Origin of the sequence: Nocardia lasii (assembly GCF_042658545.1) — a bacterium.
In the GTDB taxonomy this organism is placed as follows: Bacteria; Actinomycetota; Actinomycetes; order Mycobacteriales; family Mycobacteriaceae; genus Nocardia; species Nocardia lasii.
Window position 1 is genome coordinate 66696 of the sequence record NZ_JBHSQN010000001.1, and the last position, 16369, is coordinate 83064.

The following is a 16369-nucleotide window of genomic DNA, read 5'->3' on the forward strand; positions in this document are numbered from 1 at the left end:
TCAGATATGTCGCCGCTGGTAGGGGCGCACAAGACCGGCTCCGGGTCGCGCTCGGTCGAATCGGACGATACGTGACCCGCCTCGGGAACCCAGCACCGTCAGGGCTGTTGCGCGACCCAGCTCACACCGTAGGGTCGAGGCCGTGAACGACTGCGTCTTCTGTTCGATCGTGGCGGGTACCGCACCGGCGACCATGATCTACTCCGATGACGCGGTGTGCGCGTTCCTCGATATCCGCCCCATCACCCGTGGTCACACGCTGATCGTGCCCAAGGTCCACGCGACCGAACTCGTCGATCTCGACCCCGATCTCGGCGCCCGACTCTTCCGCACCGGCCACCGCCTCGCCCGCGCGCTGCGGGTGAGCGGACTGGCCAGCGACGGCGCCAATCTCATACTCAACGACGGCACCGCCGCCTTCCAGACCGTCGGCCACGTCCACCTGCACGTGGTCCCCCGCCGCCACGGCGACAAACTCAGCTTCGCCAAGGGCTTCCTGCTGCGTCGCCCCCACGAACCGCGGTCGACCGCGGCGGCGATCCGCGCGGGCATCACCGCGCTCGAACAGAGCGATCAAGGAGCACAGGGATGACCGAGCCGACGCCGGGTCGCGAACAACTCACCGACCTGCTCGCCGAACAGTGGGAGGTCATCGGCCTACTCGTGGCCGACCTGGACGAGAAGGCCTGGCGCCGACCGTCCCCGCTGCCCGGCTGGACCCTGTTCGACGTGGTCGCGCACCTCATCGGCACCGAATCCTGGCTGCTCGGCGAGACCCCGCCGCCGCACGATCCGCTGCGCCCCAAGGCCGATGTGCGCACGCTGCCGCATGTGCGCAACGAGATCGCGGTGCTCAACGAGATCTGGGTCGACCGGTTGCGCCCGCTCTCGGGCAAACGCCTGCTCGCGCTGTTCGACGAGACCACCGACCGCCGCCGCGCCGCCCTGGCCGCCATGGACGACGACGCCTGGGCCGCCACGACGGTCTCCCCGGTCGGGCAGGTGGCCTACGGGCGGTTCATGCGGGTGCGGCTGTTCGACTGCTGGATGCACGAACTCGACCTCGCCGACGGGATCGGACGCAGCGTCACCGAGGGTGGGGCGCGGGCCGAGGCGGCGTTCACCGAACTCACGCTCGGGCTCGGGCGCGCGGTGGTCAAGGGGGCCAAAGCGCCCGACGGTTCGCTGATCACGCTGGACCTCACCGGGCCGGTGACCCGGCAGGTCCACCTCGCGGTGGCGGGCGGACGCGGGTCGGTGCTCGACACGGCGCCGGGTGAGCCGTCGGCGGTAATCCGGTTGGACTCAGGGCTTTTCGCGCGGCTGCGGGGCGGTCGAACCACGGTGGACGCGCATCCGGGCGAGGTGGTGCTCGAAGGCGATACCGTCCTCGGTGAGCGGCTCGTGCGGAATCTGGCGTTCACGATCTGATGCGCCTGTTCCTGGCGTCGTACCGGTTCGGGGAGTTCGCGGATCGACTGGCGGGACTGGTCGGGACGCCGGGGCGCGTCGCGGTGATTCCGAACGCGTGTGACGCGTGGCCGCGGATGTGGTCCTCGGCGGTGACCAGCGACGTGGTTCCCCTTCGGCAGCACGGGTATTCGCCGGAGGTGCTCGATCTGCGCGAGTACGTCGGGGAACCCGAACGCCTGGAGCGGGACCTGCGCGAGTTTCCGATGGTGTGGGTGCGCGGCGGGAACACGTTCGTGCTGCGGGCCCAATTCGCCCGCAGCGGAGCCGATTCCGTGCTGGCGCGGCTGGTGCGCGAGGACGCGCTCGTCTATGCGGGTTACAGCGCGGGAGCCTGTTTGCTCGGGCCCGACCTGCACGGGTTGGAAACCATGGACGATCCGGCCGAGGTGCTGCCCGCCACGGGGGTCGAACCGCGGTGGGACGGACTGGGATTGGTGGATCGACACCTCGTGGTGCACCTCGACTCCCCCACCGACCCCGACGGTGAGTCGGCCGCGATGCTGGCGCGCTACGTGGCCGACGGAACGCCACACTGGGCGCTCACCGACCGCGATGTCGTGCTGGTCGACGGCGACCGCACCGAGGTGCTGCGGGCCTGAACGGTCGCCGCAGCCCAGTGCGGGGGGATCGCGGCACTACCGGGTCGAACCGGCGCACTGAGCCGCGCCTTACCGCGAGTTCGCCGTCGACAGCGTGCGACCGAAGACGATCCAGCGCATCGCGCAATACATGTACACGGCCTCGCAACCCCCCGCGAGCACCCTGGCCAGGTGGTATTCCAGGCCGAGCGCGGTGAGTCCCGAGCCGACGCCGAGGATGAACGCCAGGTAGTTCACCACGATCACCACCGCGTACACCGCGGCCTGCTTGCCCATCGGCGCGTGCGAGTGGAAGTTGAAGGTGCGGTTGAGCACGAAGCTCAGCCCGAACGCCGCGATATAGGCGAGCGTGATCGACAACCACAGCGCCACCCCGAGGCCGCTGTGCAGCAGCGTGAGCAACAGCAGGTCCACGCCGAAGGTGAAGCTGTTGATCAGCGCGAACCCGAGGAACGTCGCGGGCACGTACCGGTCAAGGCCCCACGGCAGCCGGGCCACGACCGCTTCGCACCATCGCGTGAACCGGTCTGCCACCGACTCGGTGACGCTCGCATGTTCCACCCGGCCAGCCTGCCAGCGGCAGGTGACGCGCAGGTGAGCAGCGGGCGAAGTCGCCGCTAGCCGCCCACCGCGGCGATCGGACGGGTCTCGAAGGACGTCCACGCGGCATGACAGCGGCGGCGGGTGAGCTCGTCGGCGTCGGCGAGCAGCGCGTCACGCAGCAGGCGCGGGTCGGCGGCCCAGCTCTTCGTGATCTCGGCGAGGGCGCGCAGCCCGAACACGCCGGTCGTCTCCAGGGCCTGCGCCCATTCGTCGTGCGCGCCGAGGTAGACGCGGCGCATCGCCTCGATGTCGATGCCCGCGTCGGCGAACTCGGCGGCCAAGAGTGCGCCCACCAGCTCACTGCGGCCCTGCGGTTCCTTCATCATCCGGTCCTCCTTGCGAAAAACGGTGCGACGCATAGACGTCGCGGGATAAATGCGCAGGCACGCGCACCCTGGAGCGGAACTCGAAACGCGCTGGGCAGCGACGTGATTCACCGTCGAACACACCCTGTCCCCGCATCATGACGGATTCGACGCCGTATACACCACCCGAACGCGCCAGATCACAATCATGCGGAAATTGACTTGTTCGGATACACATCACACCTGGTCACTTGATCACCACGCGCTGGTGGTCGAATTTCCGGTCGATGCGTACCTGAGAGCGTGGTGATCACGCGACCAGCGCCGAGTGGCCACGGGAGTGGGGGTGCGGGAGTTAGCGTGGGTGGGTGGACGAATGCGGTGTGGACCTCGGGGGGTTGGTTTCCTGCGTATCGGTGGGGGCGGTGGTGGTGGATCCTGATGTGCTGGTGGGGTATCGGCAGGATTGGGCTCGGGATCCGGCGGCGGGGACGCCGGTGGCGGTGGTGCGGGCTCGGAGTACGGCCGATGTGGCGGCGGCGGTGGGGTGGGCGGCGGCGCATCGGGTGCCGGTGGTGCCTCGGGGGGCCGGGTCGGGGTTGTCGGGTGGGGCTACGGCGGTCGACGGCGGGATCGTGGTGAGTACCGAGTTGATGCGGGAGATCCGGGTCGACGCGGTGACGCGGACGGCGGTGGTGCAGCCGGGGTTGCTCAATGCCGAGGTGAAGCGGGCGGTCGCGGCGCAAGGGCTGTGGTATCCGCCGGATCCGTCCTCGTTCGAGATCTGTTCGATCGGCGGGAACGCGGCCACCAACGCGGGTGGGCTGTGCTGTGTGAAGTACGGCGTGACCACCGATTACGTGCTCGGCATGGAGGTGGTGCTGGCCGACGGGACCGTGGTGCGGCTCGGCGGGCCCCGGCTCAAGGATTCGGCGGGGTTGTCGCTGACCAAGCTGTTCGTCGGCAGCGAGGGGACGCTGGGGGTGATCACCGAACTGACCCTGCGGCTGCTGCCCGCGCAACCGCCGCAGTCGACCGTCGTGGCGAGTTTCGGCTCGCTCACCGCCGCGACCGACGCGATCCTCGCGATCACCTCGACCCTGCGCCCGGCCATGCTCGAGTTCATGGACAGCGTGGCGATCAACGCGGTCGAGGACGAGATGCGGATGGGGCTGGATCGTTCGGCCGCCGCGCTGCTCGTGGCCCGCTCGGACGCACCGGGCGAGTTCGCCGCGCACGAAGCGCAGGTGATGCTGGGGCTGTGCGAGAAAGCCGGGGCGACCGAGGTTTTCGCGACCGACGATCCCGACGAAGGGGAAGCGTTCACCGCCGCACGGCGATTCGCGATCCCGGCGGTGGAGAAGATCGGGCCACTGCTGCTCGAAGACGTCGGCGTGCCACTGCCCCGACTCGGCGACCTGATCACCGGCGTCGCCGCCATCGGCGCGCGCAATGACGTGCTCGTCTCGGTCATCGCGCACGCGGGCGACGGCAACACCCACCCGCTGATCGTGCACGACCCCACCGACCCCGACAACACCGCGCGCGCCCACCGCGCCTTCGGCGAGATCATGGACCTGGCCATCGCGCTCGGCGGCACCATCACCGGAGAACACGGGGTGGGGCGATTGAAGAAGGCGTGGCTGCCCGATCAGGTGGGGCCCGAGGTCATGGCGTTGACGCGGCGGATCAAGGACGCGCTCGATCCGGACGGGATTCTCAATCCCGGTGCGGTGCTGTAGAAGTCGACTCGGGGCACCGCCGCCGACGCGCCGAGGAGGTTGCCGCCTCGGCGCGACCGGCGGCGGCTACCCCGCCATGATGTACCGGTCTAGGAGGTCGTCGCCCGGTCCACCACGCTGAACACCTCGCCCTGCGGGGCGCGCAGCACACCCGCGCGACCGGTCGGGCTGGTCTTCGCGGGCAGCACGACCTTCGCGCCGAGCTCGGTCGCCGTCTTGATGGTGGCGTCGACATCGCCGACCTGGAACCAGGCCAGCCAGTACGGCGGAGTGTCGAGCTTCGGGGCCTGCGCGACGCCGCCGACGCGCTCCTTGGGGGCCTGCGGGATACCGAAGATCGAGTAGACGACCTCCTTGCCGTCGCCGACCTCGGTGTAGGTGTAGTCGTAGATCTTCTTGTAGAAGTCCTGCGCGGCCTTGTACTCGGTGGTGTGCAGGTCGTTCCAGGTCAGGGCGCCGTCGACATTGACGATCTCCACGCCGATGCTCTTGCCCGCCTGCCAGAGACCGAAGATCGCGCCACCGGGATCGGCGGCGATGGCCATGCGGCCGGCCTCGCCCACGTCCATCGGCGCCATCGGCACCGAGCCGCCCGCCGCGGCGATCTGGCCCGCGACCGCGTCGACATCATCGGCCGAGATGTAGGTGACCCAGGCCGAGGGGGCGGACGCGGACTGCTTGGGCCCGATGCCGGCGACCGCGCGCCCGTTCAGGGTTGCCATCAGGTAGCCACCCGAGTCGGGACCGGCGTCCTGGATCTCCCAGCCGAACAGGGTGCTGTAGAAATTGCGGGCGGCGGTGGTGTCGTCGACCTGGACGTCGACCCAACACGGCGTGCCCGACGCCCAAGCGCTATCACGGGTTGACATGAAAGTGTCCTCCTTGGCGATGCGTGGAAAGACCGGCCAGTCGACCGGCACATCGCCCATCTAAACACCGCGCACCGACAGACCTCGGCCCTCACACCCGCCCCGCCAACAGGAATATTGCTACTTCACAGCAACACTCCGGGTGGACCGCATCGACCCACTACCATCCCAACCATGACCACCAGGCTCGAGCACAACATCGCCGACACCCGCTACGAGATCTACCACGACGACGTCCTCGCGGGATACGCCGACTACGCCCAGCGCGACGACCTCGAGATCCGCGACTTCCACCACACCATGACCTTCCCCGAGTTCCGAGGGCGCGGGGTGGCCGCCGAGGTCGTGAAATTCGGGCTCGACGACTCCCGCGAACACGGCTTCAAGGTCATCCCGACCTGCTGGTACGTGGAGAAGTACATCGTCGAGCACCCCGAATACGCCGGGCTCGTACCGTAATTCGAAGTCACCGGGTCTCGGCGGTCAGCCGGTCGACCGCTATCTGGAAGACCCGGGCCAGCACGTCGAGTTCGGCAGCCAGACCCTGCTCGGGCATCGGTGAGAGCATCACCAGCGCCGAGAGGACGTAGTTGCCCACGCGGGCCAGGAAGCGCTGCTGGGCGATCGGGGTCCGCGTCGGCTCGGCATCGCCGACGCGCTTCTCCTGGGTTCCCGTCGTTCGGATCGCGATGCTTTCCGCCGCAACGGTTTTCGGCACGTTCGCCGGGGCCACCGTCATCCGCAGGGTGCTGTTGCCCGATGTCGCCTCGACGTCGGCGCACCGCCGCACGAGGTCGGTCAGCTCGGCGATCGCCAGGTCGGATTCGACGATCTGCACCAGGAACACCGCCGGATTGGTGCCGGAGGCGACCGATTCCCGCGCCCCCGCACCGACCGGATTCTCGATCACCGGCCGACACCGGTCATCGACGAACGTCAACGGCATCGCCGTCCCCGGATCCTCGGCACTGATGCTGCCCGGCTGCTCGAGCAGCGAATACCCCGCCGGGTACTCCGCCAACCGAGGCAACGACGTCAACGCGACGATCGCGGGCCGCTCCGCACCCCCCGAACACCCGGCGAGCGCGACCACCCCGGCCGACACCACCGCGAACCACCGACCACGCCCCACCACAGCCATCCTCGACCACCTCACGACCCGGAATCTCCGAACCACTCGGCCGAACGCTAGTGAGGCTTTCCGCCCCCGTCCGCGCCATGACCCCGACTTGGGTCATCTACCAACGTTTCCCGAGATTTCGACGTCAGCGGCCCAGCCGTCACCACCGGACGCCCAACTCAGACACGCCGTGCCTTGCCGGCTCGACAACGAGCGCGGCCCCCCGAACGAATTCGGGGGGCCGCGGAAACCGTTGCTGGAGAAAGGATCAGCGCAGGATCTGGCGGGCCATGACCAGGCGCTGGATCTGGTTGGTGCCCTCGTAGATCTGGGTGATCTTGGCGTCGCGCATCATGCGCTCGACCGGGAAGTCGGTGGTGTAGCCGGCGCCGCCGAAGAGCTGGACGGCGTTGGTGGTGACCTCCATGGCCACATCCGAGGCGAAGCACTTGGCGGCGGCGGAGATGAAGCCCAGGTTCTTCTCGCCGCGCTCGGCGCGGGCCGCGGAGGTGTAGACCATCAGGCGGGCGGCCTCGATCTTCATGGCCATATCGGCCAGCATGAACTCGGTGTTCTGGAAGCTGGCGATCGACTTGCCGAACTGCTTGCGATCCTTGGTGTAGGCGATCGCGGCGTCGAGGGCACCCTGTGCCAGGCCGACGGCCTGCGCGCCGATGGTCGGGCGGGTGTGGTCGAGGGTCTGCAGCGCGGTCTTGAAACCGGTGCCGGGCTCGCCGACGATGCGGTCGCCGGGGATGCGGCAGTTCTCGAAGTACAGCTCGGCCGTCGGCGAACCCTTGATGCCCAGCTTGTGCTCGAGCGGGCCGACCACGAAGCCCTCGTCGTCCTTGTGGACCAGGAACGAGGAGATGCCGTTGGCGCCCTTGTCGGCGTCGGTCACCGCCATCACGGTGTACCAGGAAGACTTGCCGCCGTTGGTGATCCAGCACTTGGAGCCGTTGAGGATCCAGTCGTCGCCGTCGGCCTTGGCGCGGGTGCGCATGGCGGCGGCGTCGGAGCCGGCCTCACGCTCGGACAGCGCGTAGGAGGCCATCTCGCCGTTGACGATGTCGGCCAGGACCTTGGTCTTGAGCTCCTCGGAGCCGTTGAGGATCATGCCCATGGTGCCGAGCTTGTTCACGGCGGGGATCAGCGAGGACGAGCCGCACACGCGGGCGACTTCCTCGATCACGATACAGGTGGCGACCGAGTCGGCGCCCTGGCCGCCGTAGGCCTCCGGCACGTGCACGGCGTTGAAGCCCGCGGCGTTGAGCGCGGTCAGCGCCTCCTCGGGGAAGCGGGCATTGCCGTCGACGTCCTTGGCGTAGGGAGCGATCTCCTTCTCGGCGAGGCCACGGATCGCGCCGCGCAGCTCGTCGTGGAAGTCCTCGAGCTTGAACAGGTCGAAATCGGGGTTTCCAGCCATCGGGGGCACACTCCTGGTCGTGGTCGTGATCGCTGCGGTCCTCACAGCGCGGTGTCCGTCGGCACGCAGTGCCAAGCTACGGAGGATTATACGCGCCGCACTCGGTCGCTACATGCGGATATGGGGGTGGCACTCAGTGTCACTGTTCGGGCGGGGTTGGGTGTGTGGCGCTCACAGGCTACCGAGGCGGGCGGCGAGGAGATCGGCCAGCTTGCGCGGCGGCATGTCGCGCGGGAACACGGCCACCACCAGCTCCTCCGGCTCGGTGCGAGCGGGTCTGCCGCGCGGGATCAGATCCAGTTCTGCACGCAGATCGACCACCGACGCACCCGACTCGCCGCGCACCATCCGACGCAGCAGGTAGTTGTGGGTGGCGGTCACCGCGGCGGTGAACTGCACCCGCGCCAGATCGGGCACCTCGGGCAGGCGCTCGCGCAGGAACTCGGTGAACAACCGCTCGTAGCGGAACACCGTGACGATCTCGCGCTCACGCAACGCGGGCACCCGCCGCACTACCTGATAGCGCCGCACCGCGATGTCACGCCACTGCGTGAACCGCTCGAACACCCCGATCACGGCCTCGCACACCGCATCCCACGCATCCCCCTCGACCCCGGCGAGAAACTCCTGCGCCGAGGCCAACTGGAACTCGTGATCAGCGAAGATCACATCCTCCTTCGACCGGAACTGCCGAAAGAACGTCCGCCGCGAAATCCCCGCCGCCACCGCGATCTCATCCACCGTCGTCGCCTCATACCCCCGCTCGGCGAACAACCGCAACGCCTGATCAACCACCGTAAGCCGAAACTGCGCCGCGTCATCGTGTGCCACGGGGGTCAACCGTAGTCACCTCCCCACCGCCCCTTCACCTGACGCCGAACAACACCCCATAGCCACCCGCGCCACCGAGCGCGGGCAATTCGATCCCACCCGCGATTTTCGTTTCGCTTGTTTCGAATAATTCGTATACTGCGAATAGGGTCAGCGCTTCACGGCACCCGAACAGGAGGCAACGATGTCTGGAATTCGATCGGCTAAACGCACCGAGCCCGGCGCGATCGACGCCGCCGTCGCCGACCGTGCCATGCGGCGGATCAAGGACTACCTCATGCGCCACCCCGACGAGGAGCTCATTCCGGTCACCGGCGAGATCGGCAGTGACGAGGCGCTGGCGCTGCCACGGGAAGCCGTCAGCCTGCTGGCGTTCATCCTGGCGCAGGCAGCGGAGGGGCGGGGTGTATCGGTCGTTCCCTCACATGCCGAAATGACCACCCAACAGGCTGCCGACATGCTGAATGTCTCACGGCCATATCTGGTCAGTCTGTTGGAAAACGGCGAGCTACCGTTTCGCCTGGTCGGTCGGCACCGCCGCGTCCGCTTCGACGACCTGAAGACATACGCCCAGCGCAGCGAGGCGACCAGCCGAGCAGCCGCCGACGAACTCACCCGCCTCGGACAGGAACTCGACCTCTGATGGCGTTCATCGTCGTCTATGACGCGAATGTTCTCTACGGCAACGTAGTTCGAGACCTGTTCATCCGCCTCGCCCGCGCCAAGGTCGTCCAGGCGAAATGGACGGACCAGATTCTCGACGAGGCCCTGGGCAGCCTCGCAGCCAAGCGACCCGACATTCCGACCGAGAAAATCGAGCTGCTTCGGCGAATGATCGTGGCCGCTGTTCCCGACTGCCGGATCGAGGGCTACGAACCGCTGATCGAAACTCTGAAACTGCCCGATCCCGGCGACCGCCACGTGCTCGCCGCCGCGATCAAGTCCGGCGCCCAGGTCATCGTGACGTCGAATCTCAAAGACTTCCCCGCCGAGTACATCGCAACCTGGAACGTCGCCGCCAAGAGCCCGGACGACTTTCTGCTGGACCTCATCGACCTCGATGATCGAGTCGTCTGGGGATGCGTCCAGGAGATCGCGTACGCCCGCCGCAATCCACCCGAAACCGCTGAAGACGTACTCGACGAACTCGAGCGTGCCGGGCTGGTCGAGACCGTGGCGGCGCTGCGCGAAGGCTGTTGAGGTGATCCGGCGGGGCGGTCAAGAACTACCAGGCGACCTACTAGCCCAGGAGTTTGTTGCGTAGGGCCTCGTCCTTTTCCAGGACCATCTGCTCGAGCCCCGCTTGGAACTGCTCCATGCGGGTGCGCAGGGCGGTGTCGGAGGTGCCGAGGATGCGGGCGGCCAGGAGGCCGGCGTTGCGGGCGCCGCCGATGGAGACGGTGGCTACGGGGACGCCTGCGGGCATTTGGACGATGGAGAGCAGGGAGTCCATGCCGTCGAGGTATTTGAGGGGGACGGGGACGCCGATGACGGGCAGGGGGGTGGCGGAGGCGACCATGCCGGGGAGGTGGGCGGCGCCGCCCGCGCCGGCGATGATGACCTTCAGGCCTCGGTCGGCGGCTTCGCGGGCGTAATCGAGCATGCGCTGGGGGGTGCGGTGGGCGGAGACGACGCCGACCTCGAAGCGGATGCCGAATTCGGCGAGGGCCTCGGCGGCGGCTTCCATGGTGGGCCAGTCGGAGTCGCTACCCATGATCAGGCCGACCTGGGGTCCATTGGTGCTCATGCTCTACCTTTCTGCGGCTGGCGCCGCGGGGGTTTCGGCCCTGGGGGCCTCACCGCCGAGGGGCGATACTTCGCCTTCGGCGTTACGTCTCGCCCCTCGCCGGCGAGGCGGCCGAAACCCCGTGGTGGTTAGGTGGTCGGGCTATTCGCCGTGGGGGTCCCAGCCGTCGGTCCAGATGGCGGTCGACATCCAGGTGGCGGCGCGTTCGGCTTTCTCGCGGACCTCGGTGACGTCGTCGCCGAGGATGTTGATGTGGCCGATCTTGCGGTCGGGGCGTTCGCCCTTGCCGTAGAGGTGGACCTTGGCCTCGGGGAGGCGGGCGAACAGGTGGTGCAGGCGTTCGTCCATCGACATCGTGGGCGCTTCGGCGGCGCCGAGGATGTTCGCCATCACGGTGACGGGGGCCAGCGGCGTGGTGTCGCCGAGGGGGTAGTCCAGGACCGCGCGCACGTGCTGTTCGAACTGGCCGGTGCGGGCGCCGTCCATGCCCCAGTGCCCGGAGTTGTGCGGGCGCATGGCGAGCTCGTTGACGAGCAGTTCGCCGTCGTGGGTCTCAAAAAGTTCCACCGCCATGACGCCGACCACACCGAGCCCGGCGGCCAATTCCAGTGCCATGGTCTCCGCGCGCGCGGCCAGGTCCTCGTCGAGGTCGGGGGCGGGCGCGAGCACCACGGCGCACTGGCCGTTGCGCTGCACGGTCTCCACCACGGGCCAGGTCGCGGCCTGCCCGAACGGGGACCGCGCGACCATCGCCGACAGCTCACGCTTCAGGTCGACCTTGGCCTCGGCCAGCAGCTGCACACCGTGGGCGAGCTGGTCGGTGACCAGGCGCTCGGCCTCGGCGGCGTCGGCGGGCATCCACACGCCACGGCCGTCGTACCCGCCGCGCACGGCCTTGAGCACGAACGGCCAGCCGTGCGCGTCACCGAAGGCGACGGCGTCGGCGGGCGCGGTGACCTCGACGAACGCGGGCACGGGCAGACCCAGCGCGGACAGCTTGTGCCGCATGGCCAGCTTGTCCTGGGCGAAGATCAGCGCCTGCGGCGGCGGCGCCACGTTCACGCCCTCGGCGACGAGCACCTCGAGGTGCTCGGTCGGCACGTGCTCGTGGTCGAAGGTCAGCGCGTGCGAACCGCGGGCGGCCTCGCGCAGCGCCGCCAGGTCGTCGTGGCTGCCGAGCACCACGTCGGGGCTGACCTGCGCGGCCGGGTCGTCGGGGCTCGCCGCGAGCACGCGCAGACGCTGACCGAGGGCGATCGCCGCCTGGTGCGTCATGCGCGCGAGCTGGCCCCCACCGACCATCGTGAGGGTGGGCATGGCGGACGGATCGAATGAACGTGCACTCACGTCGTGCAATGTTGTCATGTCGAAAGCGAATGTTCGCGACCGGTACACTCAGAACCCGTGTCAATCGTCGACGACGTGGTCAACGTCTTACCCCCGCGCCTGCGTGCGAGCGCGATCACGCATACAGAGCTGATCAAATTCGCCCTGGTCGGAGCGACGACGTTCGTCATCGACAGCGGCCTGTTCTATCTGCTCAAGCTCACGGTGCTCGGCGACAAACCGCTGACAGCCAAGATCATCTCGGGCGTGGTGGCGGTGATCGCCTCCTACATCCTCAACCGGGAGTGGTCGTTCAAGAATCGCGGCGGCCGGGAGAAGCACCACGAGGCGCTGCTGTTCTTCGGGGTGAGCGCGGTCGGGGTGGCGCTGAGCAACTTCCCGCTGTGGATCTCGATCTACGTGCTGGATCTGCGCCCACCGCATGTGAGCATGCTGGTCTCCAATGTCGCCGACTTCTTCAGCGCGTTCATCATCGGCAATCTGTTGCAGATGGCGTTCCGGTTCTGGGCGATGCGCCGGTGGGTGTTCCCCGACGAGATGGCCGAGATCGAGGCCGAACTCGAAGACCTGGTCGAGCAGGAGCGCCTCGACCGCGCCTGACGTCAGCGAGGTTCGGTCAGGGTCGCGTTCTGCGGGCGGTGCAGTTTGGAACCGAGGAAGACCGCGAACAGGGCCGGACGGCGGCGCTGGAGTTCGAGTCGACCGCCGTCGGCCTCGACCAGCGCGCGGGCAAGGGCGAGCCCGACACCGGTCGAGCCGCCCGCCGAGAAACCGCGATCGAAGATGTGCGGGGCGAGTTCGTCGCGCACGCCCTCGCCCTCGTCGGCCACCTCCACGCAGATCAGCGGATCGCGTGAACTCATCGTGGGGACCGTGCGGACCGAGATCGTGCAGGTGCCGCCGCCGTGCATGAGGGCGTTGTCGATCAGCACCGCGACCGCCTCGCGCAGGCGGGAACCGGTGATCGGCGCGCGCAGGGACTCGTCGCCGATGAGCTCGAGTTCGCGGCCCGCCTCGTGGAACGGGTGGGTCCACTCGGTGACCACCCCGCGCAACTCCCCCATCACCGGCACCGGGTCGCGGTCGGCGGCGTCCTCGTCGCGCGAGGCGCGGACCAGGTCGTCGATGGCCTCGGTGAGCCGGTCGACCTGCGCCATCGCCTCCTCGGCCTCGTGCACCACCTCGGGATCGGCGTGGGTGGACAGTTCGTCGAGGCGAAGGCGAACGGCGGTCAGGCGACTGCGCAGCTGGTGGGAGACGTCGGCGACCAGCGCGTGCTCGCGTTGCAGCCTGCCCGCGATCTCGACGGTGGCCGAGTCGAGCACATCGGAGACGCGGTCGAGTTCGGCGATGCCGTGGCGGCGCGGGTCGGGGCGGAAGTCGCCCATCGCCAGGCGGGCGGCGCGCGCGGCCACATCACGCAGGGGGTCGGCGACGCGACGCGCGGTCACCACCGCGACCGAGAACGCGGCGCCGAGTGAGGCCAGTACGGCCAGGGCCACGGCGGCCACCGCCTGGGCCTGGCGGGTGTGCATCGGCCCGGCCGGGACCTCGAGCCGCAGCGAGCCGGAGGTGCCCATCGACAGCGATTCGACCAGCGGATCGTTCACCCGCTCGACGCCCACGTCGGCGCGCGCGGCATTGTCGTGCGGGGCCGGGTAGACGATCGTGAGGCGGCCCCCGTCGGGGACCAGCGCCCGGATCGAACGCACGTCGAGACCGTCGGGCACCACACCGTTGCCGACCTCCTGGCCGATCACCTCGTCGGCGATCTGCTCGAGGCGACCCTGCAGGTCGTTGCGGGTGATGTCCTCGACCCACAGCCACGCGGTGTAGATCAGCGGCACGCCGAGCACGATCGTGGTGATGGTCAGCACGGTCAGGATCGAACGCAGGATGCGGCGGCGCACCCGTCAGCCCCGGTGCGCGGCGGGACCGTCGGTGTTGAGCCGGAACCCGACACCGCGCACGGTCACGATGCGACGCTCGGCCATCTGGCCCTCGTCGCCGATCTTGCGACGCAACCAGGACATGTGCATGTCGAGGGTCTTGGAACCGCGCAGATCCGCGTCGCCCCAGACCTCGCGCAGGATGGTCTCGCGCGGCACCACCTGACCGGCCCGGTCGATGAGGACCTTGAGCAGCTCGTACTCCTTGTTGGCCAGGTTCACCTCGGCCCCGTTCACCAGCACCCGCCGCGCGGCCGGTTCGAGCCGGATCGCGCCGACCTCCACCGCGTCGTCGCCGATTCCGCTGCGCCGCAACAGGGCTCGCACCCGGGCCAGCAGTTCGGCGAGGCGGAAGGGTTTGCCCACGTAGTCGTCGGCGCCCGCGTCGAGCCCGACGACGAAGTCGACCTCGTCGGTGCGGGCGGTGAGCATGAGCACCGCCAGATCGGCGCCGCTGGCCCGCACCTGCCGACACACCTCGAGCCCGTCCATGCCGGGCAGGCCGAGGTCGAGGATCAGCAGATCGTGATCGCCCTCGAGGGCTCGGCGCAACACCGCCGGGCCGAAGCGTTCGACGGTGACGGTGTAGCCCTCACGTCCCAGTGCGCGCGACAGGGGTGCGGCGATCGCCTCGTCGTCTTCGGCCAGCAGTACTGCGGTCATGTGCACAGGTTAAGCGTTTTCCGGGCAGCTCACCGGTAGCCGCCGCCCCAGTACTGCTCGTTGGCGGAGCGGCCCGCCTCGAACACCTGGTGGTAGAGCAGCGAGTGGACCTGCTGCACCTGGGGCACGTCGTCGTATTCGAGGGGCTCCTCGGAGGAGGAGCCGATGATCAGGGTGCCGGTGCCGAGCATGCGGTCGAGCAGCCCGTGCCGGAACTGCACGCTCGAGATGCGACTGAGCGGAATGTCGATGCCGGTGTGGGTGATCACGCCCTGGCGCACCAGCACCCGCCGCCCGGTGACGATGAAATGCGTTGACTTCCAAGCGATCACGCGCGCGACGACCCGCCAGGCGATCAACCCGAACCAGGCCAGCCCGAGCAGGATCAGCAGCACCGTGCGCACGTGGCCGTCGGTATTGCGCCAGATCACCCCGCCGAGGAAACCGGCGACGGCGGTGACGACGATGAGGAGGACGATCGGCCACACCAGCATCTTCCAGTGCGGATGGCGGTGCAGGAGCAACTGCTCGTCGGGCGCGAGGACATCCTCCGGGTAACCCATGGCTGCGACAATACCGCGCTGTCACACCGCATTTCTCGATGCCACGGCCGAAGCGATACTGTCGACGCCGCGCTAGAAGCCAGGTTCTGCTCATATCTGCTTGCTCGACACCGACAGTGGAGGCACGCGTGACCGAAGATCTGACTCAGCTCGATATCCTCACGGCCCTCGAACCTGTGGCCGAACAGAATCTCAACCGTCACCTCGCGATCGCCAAGGACTGGAATCCGCACGATTACGTGCCGTGGGAACTCGGCCGAAATTTCGCCGCGATGGGCGGAATCGATTGGGAGCCCGAACAATCCGGGCTCACCGAGGTCGCCAAGGCGGCGATGATCACCAACCTGCTCACCGAGGACAACCTGCCCTCCTACCACCGCGAGATCGCCGAGAACTTCTCCCTCGACGGCGCCTGGGGGACCTGGGTGGGGCGCTGGACCGCCGAGGAGAACCGCCACGGCATCGTGATCCGCGACTACCTCGTCGTGACGCGCGGGGTGGACCCGGTGGCGCTGGAACAGGCGCGGATGATCCACATGACCCAGGGTGCGCACGCCCCAGCGAACTGGGGCGGGTTCCTGGTGAACGTGGCGTACGTGACGTTCCAGGAGTTGGCCACCAGGGTCAGCCACCGCAACACCGGCCGCGTGTGCGACGACCCGATCGCCGACAAACTGCTGGCCCGCGTGGCCGCCGACGAGAACCTGCACATGATCTTCTATCGAAACCTGTGCGCGGCGGCCCTCGACCTGGCCCCCGATCAGGCGATGCCCGCGATCACCAAGGTGCTCACCCACTTCCGGATGCCGGGCGCGGGCATGCCCAACTGGCGGCGCAACGGCGCGCTGATGGCCAAGCACGGGATCTACGACCTGCGCCAGCACCTCGACGAGGTGGTGCTGCCGGTGCTCAAGCAGTGGAACATCTTCGACCGCAACGACTTCGGACCACGGGGTGAGGCGGCGCGCGACGAGCTGGCGCTGTTCCTCGACAAGCTCGGCAAGGACGTGCTGCGGTTCGAGGAGCAGCGCGATCGGCTGCTGGCGCGGGAGCGCGAGGTGGCCGAGCGGCGGACCGCGGCGGTGCGCTGACCGCACGCGGGCCCGGCACGCGGTCGGGCCCGCTACGGTCG

Annotated in this window: 20 protein-coding genes; 9 read left to right on the forward strand and 11 right to left on the reverse strand. The window is 68.5% G+C overall.

Going from position 1 to position 16369, the window contains the following annotated elements; translation table 11 throughout:
* Positions 1-142 precede the first annotated feature (142 nt).
* The 3 genes from ACFP3H_RS00335 to ACFP3H_RS00345 are packed head-to-tail and all read left to right on the forward strand — an operon-like array spanning position 143 to position 2072.
* A complete protein-coding gene (locus ACFP3H_RS00335; protein ID WP_378597942.1) occupies positions 143-592 on the forward strand; it encodes an HIT family protein in 450 nt (149 codons plus the stop codon).
* Positions 589-1431: a maleylpyruvate isomerase N-terminal domain-containing protein gene (locus ACFP3H_RS00340; RefSeq protein ID WP_378597944.1), complete on the forward strand. Its 843-nt coding sequence runs from the start codon at positions 589-591 to the stop codon at positions 1429-1431. The genes ACFP3H_RS00335 and ACFP3H_RS00340 overlap by 4 nt, the downstream gene beginning before the upstream one ends.
* Positions 1431-2072, forward strand: a complete 642-nt coding sequence (locus ACFP3H_RS00345; protein WP_378597946.1) for a Type 1 glutamine amidotransferase-like domain-containing protein — start codon at positions 1431-1433, stop codon at positions 2070-2072. Before ACFP3H_RS00340 ends, ACFP3H_RS00345 begins: the two co-directional genes overlap by 1 nt.
* 69 nt (positions 2073-2141) lie before the next feature.
* On the opposite strand, the gene ACFP3H_RS00350 is transcribed toward ACFP3H_RS00345, so the two are convergent.
* Together ACFP3H_RS00350 and ACFP3H_RS00355 are read right to left on the reverse strand one after the other, a co-directional pair.
* Positions 2142-2633: a GtrA family protein gene (locus ACFP3H_RS00350; RefSeq protein WP_378597948.1), complete on the reverse strand. Its 492-nt coding sequence runs from the start codon at positions 2631-2633 to the stop codon at positions 2142-2144.
* 56 nt (positions 2634-2689) lie between these two features.
* Entirely contained in the window at positions 2690-3001 is a 312-nt protein-coding gene (locus tag ACFP3H_RS00355; protein WP_378597950.1) for a hypothetical protein, read from the reverse strand.
* 395 nt (positions 3002-3396) lie between these two features.
* Here ACFP3H_RS00355 and ACFP3H_RS00360 point away from each other — a divergent pair, with 395 nt between their 5' ends.
* On the forward strand, positions 3397-4722 hold the full coding sequence (locus tag ACFP3H_RS00360) for an FAD-binding oxidoreductase (protein WP_378599562.1): 1326 nt from the start codon (positions 3397-3399) through the stop codon (positions 4720-4722).
* Positions 4723-4811: 89 nt separating this feature from the next.
* On the opposite strand, the gene ACFP3H_RS00365 is transcribed toward ACFP3H_RS00360, so the two are convergent.
* Complete coding sequence (locus ACFP3H_RS00365) at positions 4812-5591, reverse strand: VOC family protein (RefSeq protein WP_378597952.1); 780 nt, start codon at positions 5589-5591, stop codon at positions 4812-4814.
* A 174-nt stretch (positions 5592-5765) separates the two neighbouring features.
* Here ACFP3H_RS00365 and ACFP3H_RS00370 point away from each other — a divergent pair, with 174 nt between their 5' ends.
* Positions 5766-6050 (forward strand): GNAT family N-acetyltransferase, encoded by a 285-nt coding sequence (locus ACFP3H_RS00370; protein WP_378597954.1) that lies wholly within the window; start codon positions 5766-5768, stop codon positions 6048-6050.
* 7 nt (positions 6051-6057) lie between these two features.
* Here ACFP3H_RS00370 and ACFP3H_RS00375 read toward each other — a convergent pair whose 3' ends face one another.
* The 3 genes from ACFP3H_RS00375 to ACFP3H_RS00385 form a co-directional block, all read right to left on the reverse strand.
* Complete coding sequence (locus tag ACFP3H_RS00375) at positions 6058-6732, reverse strand: hypothetical protein (protein ID WP_378597957.1); 675 nt, start codon at positions 6730-6732, stop codon at positions 6058-6060.
* Positions 6733-6979: 247 nt separating this feature from the next.
* Complete coding sequence (locus ACFP3H_RS00380) at positions 6980-8137, reverse strand: acyl-CoA dehydrogenase (RefSeq protein ID WP_378597959.1); 1158 nt, start codon at positions 8135-8137, stop codon at positions 6980-6982.
* A 171-nt stretch (positions 8138-8308) separates the two neighbouring features.
* Positions 8309-8968, reverse strand: coding sequence for a TetR/AcrR family transcriptional regulator (locus ACFP3H_RS00385; protein WP_378597961.1), 660 nt, complete (start codon positions 8966-8968; stop codon positions 8309-8311).
* Positions 8969-9152: 184 nt separating this feature from the next.
* Between ACFP3H_RS00385 and ACFP3H_RS00390 the strand changes: the two genes are divergently transcribed.
* Both ACFP3H_RS00390 and ACFP3H_RS00395 read left to right on the forward strand, forming a co-directional pair.
* Complete coding sequence (locus ACFP3H_RS00390; RefSeq protein ID WP_378597963.1) at positions 9153-9611, forward strand: helix-turn-helix domain-containing protein; 459 nt, start codon at positions 9153-9155, stop codon at positions 9609-9611.
* The gene (locus ACFP3H_RS00395) at positions 9611-10168 is read left to right on the forward strand and encodes a PIN domain-containing protein (RefSeq protein ID WP_378597965.1); all 558 of its coding nucleotides are present in this window, start codon (positions 9611-9613) and stop codon (positions 10166-10168) included. The genes ACFP3H_RS00390 and ACFP3H_RS00395 overlap by 1 nt, the downstream gene beginning before the upstream one ends.
* 40 nt (positions 10169-10208) lie before the next feature.
* On the opposite strand, the gene purE is transcribed toward ACFP3H_RS00395, so the two are convergent.
* Entirely contained in the window at positions 10209-10715 is a 507-nt protein-coding gene (purE, locus tag ACFP3H_RS00400) for a 5-(carboxyamino)imidazole ribonucleotide mutase (protein WP_378597967.1), read from the reverse strand.
* Between the two features lie 141 nt (positions 10716-10856).
* The gene (locus tag ACFP3H_RS00405; RefSeq protein ID WP_378597969.1) at positions 10857-12080 is read right to left on the reverse strand and encodes a 5-(carboxyamino)imidazole ribonucleotide synthase; all 1224 of its coding nucleotides are present in this window, start codon (positions 12078-12080) and stop codon (positions 10857-10859) included.
* A gap of 39 nt (positions 12081-12119) precedes the next feature.
* Here ACFP3H_RS00405 and ACFP3H_RS00410 point away from each other — a divergent pair, with 39 nt between their 5' ends.
* A complete protein-coding gene (locus ACFP3H_RS00410; protein WP_378597971.1) occupies positions 12120-12662 on the forward strand; it encodes a GtrA family protein in 543 nt (180 codons plus the stop codon).
* A 2-nt stretch (positions 12663-12664) separates the two neighbouring features.
* Here ACFP3H_RS00410 and ACFP3H_RS00415 read toward each other — a convergent pair whose 3' ends face one another.
* The 3 genes from ACFP3H_RS00415 to ACFP3H_RS00425 are packed head-to-tail and all read right to left on the reverse strand — an operon-like array spanning position 12665 to position 15237.
* On the reverse strand, positions 12665-13972 hold the full coding sequence (locus tag ACFP3H_RS00415; protein ID WP_378597973.1) for a sensor histidine kinase: 1308 nt from the start codon (positions 13970-13972) through the stop codon (positions 12665-12667).
* A gap of 3 nt (positions 13973-13975) precedes the next feature.
* Positions 13976-14674: a response regulator transcription factor gene (locus ACFP3H_RS00420; RefSeq protein WP_378597975.1), complete on the reverse strand. Its 699-nt coding sequence runs from the start codon at positions 14672-14674 to the stop codon at positions 13976-13978.
* 29 nt (positions 14675-14703) lie between these two features.
* Complete coding sequence (locus tag ACFP3H_RS00425; protein ID WP_378597977.1) at positions 14704-15237, reverse strand: PH domain-containing protein; 534 nt, start codon at positions 15235-15237, stop codon at positions 14704-14706.
* A 128-nt stretch (positions 15238-15365) separates the two neighbouring features.
* Here ACFP3H_RS00425 and ACFP3H_RS00430 point away from each other — a divergent pair, with 128 nt between their 5' ends.
* Positions 15366-16328: an acyl-ACP desaturase gene (locus ACFP3H_RS00430; protein ID WP_378597979.1), complete on the forward strand. Its 963-nt coding sequence runs from the start codon at positions 15366-15368 to the stop codon at positions 16326-16328.
* Positions 16329-16369 lie beyond the last annotated feature (41 nt).